This is a genomic window from Dapis hubbardiae BLCC-M172, from assembly GCF_050016015.1.
GTDB lineage: Bacteria > Cyanobacteriota > Cyanobacteriia > Cyanobacteriales > Microcoleaceae > Trichodesmium.
Map to the genome: position 1 here is coordinate 1 of NZ_JBNHEQ010000334.1, position 10,281 is coordinate 10,281.

Annotated in this window: 6 protein-coding genes; 2 read left to right on the top strand and 4 right to left on the bottom strand. The window is 34.6% G+C overall.

Annotated elements, in window-relative coordinates; translation table 11 throughout:
- Positions 1–316 precede the first annotated feature (316 nt).
- The 3 genes from ACP6PK_RS30820 to ACP6PK_RS30830 all read right to left on the bottom strand — a co-directional run bounded on the left by ACP6PK_RS30820 (position 317) and on the right by ACP6PK_RS30830 (position 6,907).
- Positions 317–2,512 carry a protein kinase domain-containing protein gene (locus ACP6PK_RS30820; protein ID WP_426565488.1) on the bottom strand — a complete coding sequence of 732 codons (2,196 nt, stop codon included), beginning with the start codon at positions 2,510–2,512 and terminating at the stop codon, positions 317–319.
- Between the two features lie 1,913 nt (positions 2,513–4,425).
- Positions 4,426–6,219, bottom strand: coding sequence for a penicillin-binding protein 2 (mrdA, locus tag ACP6PK_RS30825; protein ID WP_426565490.1), 1,794 nt, complete (start codon positions 6,217–6,219; stop codon positions 4,426–4,428).
- Between the two features lie 529 nt (positions 6,220–6,748).
- Positions 6,749–6,907 carry a hypothetical protein gene (locus ACP6PK_RS30830; RefSeq protein WP_168186395.1) on the bottom strand — a complete coding sequence of 53 codons (159 nt, stop codon included), beginning with the start codon at positions 6,905–6,907 and terminating at the stop codon, positions 6,749–6,751.
- 303 nt (positions 6,908–7,210) lie between these two features.
- Here ACP6PK_RS30830 and cysE point away from each other — a divergent pair, with 303 nt between their 5' ends.
- Together cysE and ACP6PK_RS30840 are read left to right on the top strand one after the other, a co-directional pair.
- Positions 7,211–7,954: a serine O-acetyltransferase gene (cysE, locus tag ACP6PK_RS30835; RefSeq protein ID WP_426565493.1), complete on the top strand. Its 744-nt coding sequence runs from the start codon at positions 7,211–7,213 to the stop codon at positions 7,952–7,954.
- 921 nt (positions 7,955–8,875) lie between these two features.
- Positions 8,876–9,082 (top strand): hypothetical protein, encoded by a 207-nt coding sequence (locus ACP6PK_RS30840; RefSeq protein ID WP_426565495.1) that lies wholly within the window; start codon positions 8,876–8,878, stop codon positions 9,080–9,082.
- Here the strand turns inward: ACP6PK_RS30840 and ACP6PK_RS30845 are convergent.
- A complete protein-coding gene (locus ACP6PK_RS30845) occupies positions 9,060–9,668 on the bottom strand; it encodes an Npun_F5749 family FMN-dependent PPOX-type flavoprotein (protein WP_426565497.1) in 609 nt (202 codons plus the stop codon). The genes ACP6PK_RS30840 and ACP6PK_RS30845 overlap by 23 nt on opposite strands.
- Between the last annotated feature and the right edge of the window lie 613 nt (positions 9,669–10,281).

Consider the following 10,281-nt stretch of genomic DNA (forward strand, 5'->3'; position numbering starts at 1 on the left):
ATTATTCTTTTCCTTTTTTCGGTGCGTTACGCTTCTCTAACCCACCCTACTACTACTCTGACTAAAATTATGCCGTAACGCACCATTATTCTTTTCCCTTTTTCGGTGCGTTACGCTTCTCTAACCCACCCTACTACTACTCAAAGTGCGAATTTAATCCGTACATCCGTGCCAAAATCTGTGTTTACATAGAATCCGGTTATATAGTATATGTTTATAATTCTATAATTAACTTCAATCTCCCTTACTTCCCTACTCCCCTACTCCCCTACTCCCTAATGCACTAGATGAAACGGTCTACTACTAGAGTCTTTTCCTACAACCTCCAAATTAAAATCCGACCTCCTTCACCCCCACTAACCAAAGTCTTACCATCCGGACTAAACTGCACCGGATGATAACCACAAAGACTATCCAATAACTTCCCAGTCTGCAAATTCCATAACTTAACCGTACCGTCTATACTCCCACTAGCAAGAATTTGATTATCCGGACTAATAGCAACAGATAAAACTCCACGAGAATGACCTTTTAAACTATTCAATAACTCACCCGTACAAACATCCCATAATTTAATAGTTTTATCTTCACCTCCACTAACTAAAGTTTGACCATCCGAACTAAAAGCAACAGAATAAACATTGCCAGAATGCCCTCTTAATGTCTTCAGACTTTCACAACAACCTACCTGCCAAATTTTAATAGAACCATCAGCACTACAACTAGCAAAAATGTGATTCTGCGAAGCATTATTTTCTGTAAAAATATTATTTACTTTGCTATAAGTCACACAAAATACTCTATCTAAATGTTCATGTAATTTATATAGTAACTCTCCATTTCGTTGATTCCAAATTTTAATCGTATTATCAGCACTTCCACTTGCTACAGTTTTACCATCCGGACTAATAGCTACAGCAAAAATAGCACCATCACGATGACTATAAGGAGAACCAGAATGACTATAAAACCTATCTGCAATTCTTCTTTTCTGTAGATTCCAAACTAATATTGTTCTATCATCTCCAGCACTAATAACTCTTCTACCATCAGCAGTAATAGCTATTGCATAAACTTCAGCAGTATGACCTAAAAATTTATGCAAAAGTTGTCCTGTTTGGAGGTTCCAGAGTCTAATTGCTTTATCATCACTACCACTTGCTAAAATAAAACCTTGGGAATCTATGGCTATACTATTTACAGGAGCACTATTATCTTTGATAATTTGTACAGTTTTCCATAATTGAGAGAGTTCTACATAGTTTCTGATTTTGGTTTTTGTAGGAAGTAAATTTACTTTTTTCCTGTCAAATTCTATGACATTATTTATTAGTTCTGATTGATGGTTGAGATGGTTATTGTATGATACTTTTGTCGTAATTGGTTGGTAACTATCGCCGTTATTATTAGATATTTCTATTTGCTTATAATTTGATAATTTTTCTGATTTTTTTTGATTTTTCCATGCCTCTATTTCTGCCTGAACAATTACATCAAGATGAGATTTTTTTTGATGTATTTGCAATTTCTCTAAAAAAGTTTTTTCTGATTGATTAGTATTTTGATTTTCTGGCTTTGTTTTTCCTTTTTTAGTGGAAACTAGAGCAATTTCTATGAGTAATTCAGTAGCTGATTGATATCTTTCTTTGACTAAATCTTTGACTAATTTATCTAATATTTTTTCTAGATTTTCGCTAATTTTTATTCCTTTTTCAATTAGATGCGATCGCCAAATTAATTCTCCACTCAATGGATCAAAAAGTTGAGTAGGTGGTACTTGAGTTAGTAAATGAATACAAGTCATACCTAAACTGTAAAGGTCACTAGCTGGATATGCTTTACCTCCGCGTATTTGTTCTATAGGGGCGTATCCTAAAGTGCCAGTAATAGTACCCATTTTATTTTGGTCTGTTTGACTATTTAGCTTAGAAACACCAAAATCTATTAACACTAATTGATATTTTTGGCATTCTTTTTCCTTTTGGGAATTTGCCGGATTAATTCGTAATATATTTTCTGGTTTTATATCTCTATGTATTACTTGTTTCTCGTGAATAAATTTTAGTAATGGCAAGATTTCATATAATATTTTCCAGATTTTTTCCTCACTAAATGCACCTTCTTCTTCCAATTCTTCTAGGAGGTTTTGCCCAGTAATTAATTCTTCTACCAAGTAGAGGTTTTCATCTTCTTCAAAATAAGCATAAAAACTAGGAATTTGGGGATGACAGCCTAACTTTGATAATTGTTCTGCCTCTCTTTTAAACAATTCTGATGCTTTATTACTAGAGAGTAAACTCTGATTTTGTGGAGAAAATTGTTTAATAACGCAAGGCATATTAAATCTATCTAAATCTACTGCTAATAGAGTTCTGCCAAAGCTGCCATTGCCAATAGGTTTAACCACTTGATAATGTTCTCGCAGTAACAATTTTGAACCGCAAGTTTGGCAAAATTCGACATCATTGGGATTCTGAGGCTGTTGGCAATGTAAGTTAAGGCAATAGCTCATAGAAAAAAATTAGTAAATTTAATATTTAATAGGAAGTTATACCGCTTCTTCTCCAGATTTATTGTGTACTCCTTAATAATATTCAAGAAAAATTTATAAATACTATTACTATCTATTACTATGGTATCTATAATTCACTCTAATTCGCAGAACAATCAATAAATTAAATAAAAATTTAATGATTATTAGTCAACTTAGTATTGACTGTAAAAAAATAAATATGATATATATACTCTTAGAGACTATTTGTAAAATAATTTGTAAAATAAGTATTAAGAAACTTGTTGATTGACTAAATCTTAAAGCTTGAATAAGGCCAAGGATTGAAATCACTCTACAGGTGTGGGGGTATCATATCAAATCCGGTAGTATCGGTTTCAATAATTGATAATTGATAATGGATAATTGATAATTACCTCTCCCTAAAACGGATAGGATTGAATAAAAGGAATATTTTTTTTGTTTCTCCTTGAAAGGAGAGGCTTTATACCTTGATTTTTCGGTAATTAGAGAAAGAGTGTGGGGAGGGTGGGGAGATGGAGATATCTACAAATATGGTAATAGCTGAAAATGGAAAATTTTTTTAGACTGAATTAAACGGATTTGATATGAGTATTAATACTCCTAAAGTTATGCTGAATTAGAGGTAACAAATAATTGTTTCTTCACCTATTTCCTGTGTAAGCATTCAGGCTATTAGCAGTCAGCTCTCAGCAATAATACCCCGCTTTTAAGGGCGGTTGAAAATCAAGTTTTTATCTAAAAAAAAGCAATAGCTGATGACTGACGACTGAAAGCTTACTTTCCTATTCCCTAAATTTAATTTAATTATGGAAAATACTGGTTTGCTTGATTTATTGATTGGTGGTGTAGCGATAACAATTTTAGTTGGCGGATTGATATTATTGTTCAAAGGTATTTCTTCAATGCCAAAATAAAAAATTTAGGGAATAGGAAGTAGGGAGTAGGAATAGGCAACAAGACGAAACTTTTTTGTGCAGCATTCCCAACAGAAAAAATATTCTCGCTGCAAAAGAAGAAAATTTTTATATATTGAACTTTTTTTCTTCAATATTTCTTCTCTCTTCCTTTTTCCCTTTCTTCAATTTAGCTTGACCGGAAAATTAAGGTATAAAGCCTCTCTATATCATGGAGAAAAAAGCGATTGACAATTAACAAAGTCAGAACTCAGAAGTCAGAAGCGAGTGTTTAATTCTGAGGTTCCCATTTCCTGAGGGATCCGTAAGAAAACAGAATTTAAGACACACATCTGACAGTTGTTTTGGCATTGGTAATTGGTGGGATGATTTTCTTTCTACTATGGGTGATACCCATTACTTACTCTGGTTAAATATTTAGAGGTATTAGAAACAGATTACTTTGAACGTTTCATCTATTGATTTACCAACGCCGTTGTTTTTGTAACTGGGATTTCTACCCCGCTCCAAAAACATTTCGCTGATCGAAGTGGGGTTGAGCGACCCATTTTTTTTTGATAAACGTTTTAGCCTTTTTAGATTCTTAAAAAGTGTAAGTTTTTAGGTCATTCAGGTTTGAAAAGTGCGCCTTTAATACTCACTACAGCAGAAAAATTGTAAGCATTCAGCTACTAGCAGTCAGCTCTCAGCTTTTAAATAAACAATTTAGCTATATAGACTAGACTATTAAGGTTAGCTAATAGACTTTGACCAATACTTTTAATTCTTTGAAAATCTCAACTGCTTTTTCCTTTTTTAAAAGTAATGAAGCTGATAGTTGATAGCTGACGGCTGAATGCTTACAAAAAATTAAGGGACTATTCTTACTGCTAGCTACTCTATAACCCCTATTTATTCTAACTCCTAACTCCTACCCTAACCACTCATACTTTTTCAGCAAACCCTAATAATTAATAATTAATAATTAATAATTAATTATTGACTATACTTCCTAAAATAAGTTTGAAAAACCTGTTTAGCAACTGGAGCTGCAGCCACAGAACCAAAACCGCCATTTTCAATAATCACAGCGATCGCTATTTTTGACTGTTCGGCTGGCCCAAAACCCACATACAAGGAATGAGACTTTTGTCCAATTAGTTCTGATGTACCTGTTTTTCCTCCTGTAAGTGGAATCGTACCATCATTAAGAGAGCGTCCCGTACCATAATAAACAACATCAATCATCCCTTCTTTGATCATATTCACATATTCAGGTTTCAATCCTGTAGGGATAGGTTTAATCTCTGGAGAGTTAGTTTCATCGGCCAACAAATGAGGCTTAACCTCTTTCCCGCCATTAGCTATTGTTGCTGCTGCTACTGCCAATTCTAAGGGTGTGGCCAAAACCAGACCTTGACCAATTGCCATAGTCACTGTATCACCCAAATACCAGGCATCATTATAAATTTGCCGTTTATCTTCTTCAGTAGGAATCAGACCATTATATGTAGCAGGTATCCCCAGAAGGTTTAAATTTTTGCCTCCTAAACCAAGTTTATATGCCCATTTCCCTATTTCTGCATGACCAATACTCACACCCAACTTATAAAAAAAGGTATTACTACTATAAGCTAATGCAGTTCTAAAACCAATAGGACCATATCCCCCACTATGTTCCTGAAAACGAATACCTCCAATATAAATGGAGTCAGAGGTTTGGATAATTGAATAAGGAGAAAATTTGCCAGACCCCATAGCAGCAGCAGAAGTAACTATTTTAAATGTGCTACCTGGGGGATAACCTTGGAGCGCTCGATTCACAAATGACTGTTCTTGACTATGAAGACTTTGCCATTTTTCTTCAGACATGGGTTCTATAAAGAAATTGGGGTTAAATCTAGGATAACTTGCCATTGCTAAAACTTCCCCTGTATTGACATCTAGAACAACTACTGCCCCTTTACGAAAACCCAAAGCTTTTTCTGCTATTTTCTGAAGGTCTAGATCGAGGGTTAACTTTATAGTTTTTCCACCTTGAGGCTCTTCTCCTTCAAATTTTCTTATTTCCTGATTTTGGGCATTGACTTCTATCAGACGCTGACCCCATTTTCCTGCTAGTAGATCATTAGCACTAGCTTCAACTCCTATCCTACCAACCATCATTCTCATTTGATATTCTGGGTTAGCTTCTAGTTCTGCTGATGTAACTTCACCAAGGTATCCGATGATATGGGATGCTAATTGTCCATGAGGATAATAACGAGTTGATTCAGCTCTGACTTCTACACCAGGAAATTCTCCAGCCCTTTCTTGTAAACTGACAAAAGTATCACGACTAACTTGAGAGGTAAGATTTACATTCCTTTCTCCTGAAGTAATAGCCTGTTCTACTTTTTCAAAAATTTTGTTGGCTGGTATATTAATTATGGGGCTGAGTTTGGCTGCGGTAATTGTCCATTGTTCTTTTGGTTGTTCTCTCGGCCATAAGTATATGGAACGGGTGAGACGGTTAGATGCAAAGGGCTTGCCATCGCGGTCTAGAATTAGTCCTCTATTAGAGGATACTGGAATACGTCGAATGCGGTTTTTTTCTGCTCGTTCCCTATTCTGTTTACCTTGAATTAATTGTAGTTGGGCTAGACGAGTTACCTGTAGACCAATAATAATTGTGGTCAATAACATTATGACAATTGCTCGGTAGATTAAGCCTGACTGATATTTGTTATATGAGGGGTTATTCTCTTCTATTTTTCGGAACCCAAAAGAAAAAGAAAATTCGCGCACCATGATTTCTTGATTTATAAATAAGGTTTTAAGGTTAAGAATTGAATTGTGATTTAGATGGAGTATTTATTATTACAGGGTAGGTCATTTCAGCGATCAGTTAGCCTCTTATGGTCGGAACTGCGTTTTTTCCTATAGGGAATGCTCCGCATTCATGTCGCGCAGCTCAACAGTTATCAGTATCTCCAAGTTTAGTCGGAGGCTTAAAATACTGAGTTGAATATTTTTTTCATCCCCTATCCAAGGGCAGGCTTTAGACTTCCGAATTTGGTAATTATTGAATTGCCAATAGTTAGGAGAAAAAAAGAATAGTTGAATCTTGTAATACTTAGAGACTATATTTGAAATATTTTATTATCTGTCTGCAATACCATGATTAATAGTAATACAAATTACCAAATAATTAAGGTTGAAAGCCTTTCTTTATTCAGGAGAAAAAGCGGTTGTTTGCTACTGAACAACTTCCCACTTCAACCCCTCGCCGACATGAAAAGCCGACATAAAAAGTAGAGTGGTTCTGCTAGATTGACCATTAATCTCCTAAACACCAAGAAATAACTAGGAAAATTACTGATAGACATAACCACTGGGGAATATGTAGCCATTGTATTAAGTCCATTGGTTCCAAAATAAAGACACTCGTCACTAACCAACTAAATATCAATACCATAGTTATCAGAAATAAAGACATAATAGTAGTATTTTGAGGTAAATTTAAACAACTAATTTGATTCAGATTCCAGTATCATATAAAATGATATATTCAGCAAATTATAATGATATATTCAGCCAAAAGTTATATTAATTTGATTAACTGTAAAATAAAGATACTCGTCATTAACTAACTAAATATCAATACTATACTTTTTTGATTGGAAATAAAGACATAATAGTAGTATTTTAGTAGTATTTGAACGCACATTTAAACAACTAATTTGATTCAGATTAAAATATAATCTGAACTAACCTACTGAATTAAAAATCGTCAATTTTTATGTTTAAAACCCTTTTAGCTGACTTCCGAATTATCTTTGAAAGAGACCCTGCCGCTCGTAACTGGTTGGAAGTTCTCACTTGCTATCCTGGTCTTCAGGCTTTAGTGTTTCATAGAGTTGCCCATAGTTTGTATTCTCTGAAACTTCCTTTCTTCCCTCGCTTCATTTCTCATATAGGCCGTTTTTTGACCGGGATTGAAATTCACCCTGGAGCTGTTATTGGTGAAGGTGTATTTATTGACCATGGTATGGGTGTTGTGATTGGGGAAACTGCTATTGTGGGAAACTATTGCCTGATTTATCAAGGAGTAACTCTTGGTGGTACTGGTAAAGAAAGTGGCAAACGACATCCTACTTTAGGAGATAATGTGGTTATTGGTGGAGGTGCAAAAGTTCTTGGTAATATTAATATTGGTAGTAATGTTCGTATTGGTGCCAGTTCTGTAGTGCTGAGGGATGTTCCTTCAGATTGTACAGTGGTGGGAATACCAGGTAGAGTTGTATATCGTTCTGGAGTTAAGGTAAATCCTTTAGAACATGGTAGTTTGCCTGACTCTGAGGCTAAGGTTATTCGTGCTTTGGTTGATCGAATTGATGCTCTTGAGGAACAACTGGAAAGTTTACAAGGTAAATTATCACAGTCTGTTTTAGTGAAGTCTCATGCTGCACCTTCTTTGAGTCATCCAGATCATAGTTTGCAAGACAGAGCAATTCAAGCTTTTTTGGATAGCTCAGAAATTTAACCACACCATCGGCAACTTTCCCACCTAACTTAGGAGGGTTGATTGATAAATAGGCTGAAAATTTAAAAGAGTCGGTATTATGGTTAGTTTGGGATGAGGAGGAAAAGATTTTTGATTAATAAAAATAGTTTTCTAGTAACCAAAAGTCTCTCCTGCCTTTTTTCCTCCTCTTTATTGCCAAATTACTAAAGGTTTTGACATCTCTAGGTATTGAAAATTTAGGGTTCTTTGGTTAGCCGACTGCCAATAGAAATCCGGCGTTGCATAGAGCGCGGGATGAATTATACCAATTCCCATGCATTAATGCTATACTTGGGTAATACTTCAGTTATCAATTAATTAGTACATAAAAAATAATTTTTTTGCTAGTTTTAGCTAATTTAATATTAATTATTGTTGTTTTTACTTCTCTCTAGGGACGTTGTATGCAACGTTTCTACCTAGTACGGACGTTGCATGCAACGTCCCTATCTACTCCCCTGCTCTGAAATAGATAAAGTTTTTGAGAAATGGTATTAGTGGGTGTGGGAGGAATTATATATATATTTTATTTGCTCATTGGAATGGCTTTATTGCATGAAAGCATATAGCTGCCGCACTTGCTCCCCATTATGTATAGCAGTCGAAGCAAAGAGCGCAGACATTTCTAAATCCTGAAATCCTACTATTGCCTATTGCCTATTGCCTATTCCCTAGCGCGTAGCGCTGCTGTAACTATTGAACAATAGATGAAAGAACATCAATTTTGAGCTAGGAAAAGGCTGAAAGTTTTGCCTGTAAAGGCTTTGAGGTTTAATTTGCTAGCCCTAACTATTGAACAATAGATGAATAGAACATCAATTTTGGTGTAGGAAAAGGCTGAAACTTTTGCCTGTAAAGGCTTTGAGGTTTAATTTGCCATCCCTAACTATTGGACAATAGATGAATAGAACATCAATAATTGCAAAACAGAGCGATATAGCTGCGGAATGGATGCTCTATCGCTACTTTCATGCAACAAAGCTCATTGGAATTATAGTTTTAGAGAAAGAGAGAAGTACAAAGATTCATTCCAAAGTTTCAGCAACGCTAGAAATCTATATTTGCTTTGAGCGTGTCAATAAACTCAAGGATTTATGGCTTGAGTAGACCAAGTTTTATGGGTATCAATTTGATAAAGCCAGCGATTTTGTGGTTCTCCTCTTAGTTCTAAATGCTCGACTTTTGTTGGATATAGTAATAATAGGCAAAAGTTAAATAGGGGATTTGCTAAGTTTGGTGGAGGTAATTCAAAAGCACTAACTTCTACTTTACTTTCTAATGGATTAGGCCAGGTAAATTGTTGTCTGGCATTGTCTGAAATTTCTTGCCATGTAGTTTGTCTAGCTTTAGCAAGTTTGGGATGACAATTATTGGCTTTGACTAGGGTAAGTTTTCCACTGAGGCGAAATTGTTCTCTGGTTTTGGGAAAGTACCAACAGACTTCCCCCCAAGGATTTTTTTCTATTTGCTCTACTTTTTGGCTACGACTGTCGGTGATGAATTTTAGCTGATTGGTTTGTTCTAAAAAACCTCGGAATACAATGGTACGATTTGTAGGTTTGCCTTCTGGGGTAACTGTTGCTAACTGGAGATAACGAGCATAAGTAAGGCTCTGGTTTTTATGTATGGCTCTGGCTAGGGGCGATCGCCAAGGTGCTAGTTCTTCTTTCTCTACTGAGTTTAGTTCAGTCATCCTTTATATATTTTTGAGTTTTTTTGTAGAGACTCTATCAGATATATGTCTTCATGGCAATATATTATTGTCAATTTTTCTGGTTAAGGTAAAATTTCTGACTGCTGGAAAATTAGTGCGTCATGTCAGATTTTGAGTTACTTTTAGGAGATTTTTCTCTGGAAACAAAAAAACTTTTTATACTTTAAACTAGCAATTTTAGTTAGTGTATTTATTTATAGGCAAAAGAAAGAATAATTATAGTGAATATTAGCTTATAGATACTTAATTTTTAACGTTCATTTTAATTATAAAGTATGATTTTATACATTAATATAGATAATGCTGTAGCCAAAATATACTTAGAAGTATACTATAGCATAAAATAATCGAAATTTTGATCGTTAGTTGAAAGAGGGAAAATTTTAGAAATTATTGCCATTTCAGTTATCAGTTATCTGTTATCAGTACCTCCTACTAAATAAATCCGAAATTTCCTTTTTAACAATAGATAATGGATAATTAGACCATTAGATAGTTAGATAGAAATAGGGAGAGAAAATTAGAGACTTAAAAAATTCTTTCATTATCAATTATCAATTATCAATTATCAATTATCAATTATCAATTATCA

Bases quoted from the DNA above. Each gene is read 5' to 3' on its own strand.
- cysE (WP_426565493.1), top strand. From the start codon at position 7,211: ATGTTTAAAACCCTTTTAGCTGACTTCCGAATTATCTTTGAAAGAGAC.
- ACP6PK_RS30830 (WP_168186395.1), bottom strand. From the start codon at position 6,907: ATGTCTTTATTTCTGATAACTATGGTATTGATATTTAGTTGGTTAGTG.
- ACP6PK_RS30840 (WP_426565495.1), top strand. From the start codon at position 8,876: ATGAATAGAACATCAATAATTGCAAAACAGAGCGATATAGCTGCGGAA.
- ACP6PK_RS30820 (WP_426565488.1), bottom strand. From the start codon at position 2,512: ATGAGCTATTGCCTTAACTTACATTGCCAACAGCCTCAGAATCCCAAT.
- ACP6PK_RS30845 (WP_426565497.1), bottom strand. From the start codon at position 9,668: ATGACTGAACTAAACTCAGTAGAGAAAGAAGAACTAGCACCTTGGCGA.
- mrdA (WP_426565490.1), bottom strand. From the start codon at position 6,219: ATGGTGCGCGAATTTTCTTTTTCTTTTGGGTTCCGAAAAATAGAAGAG.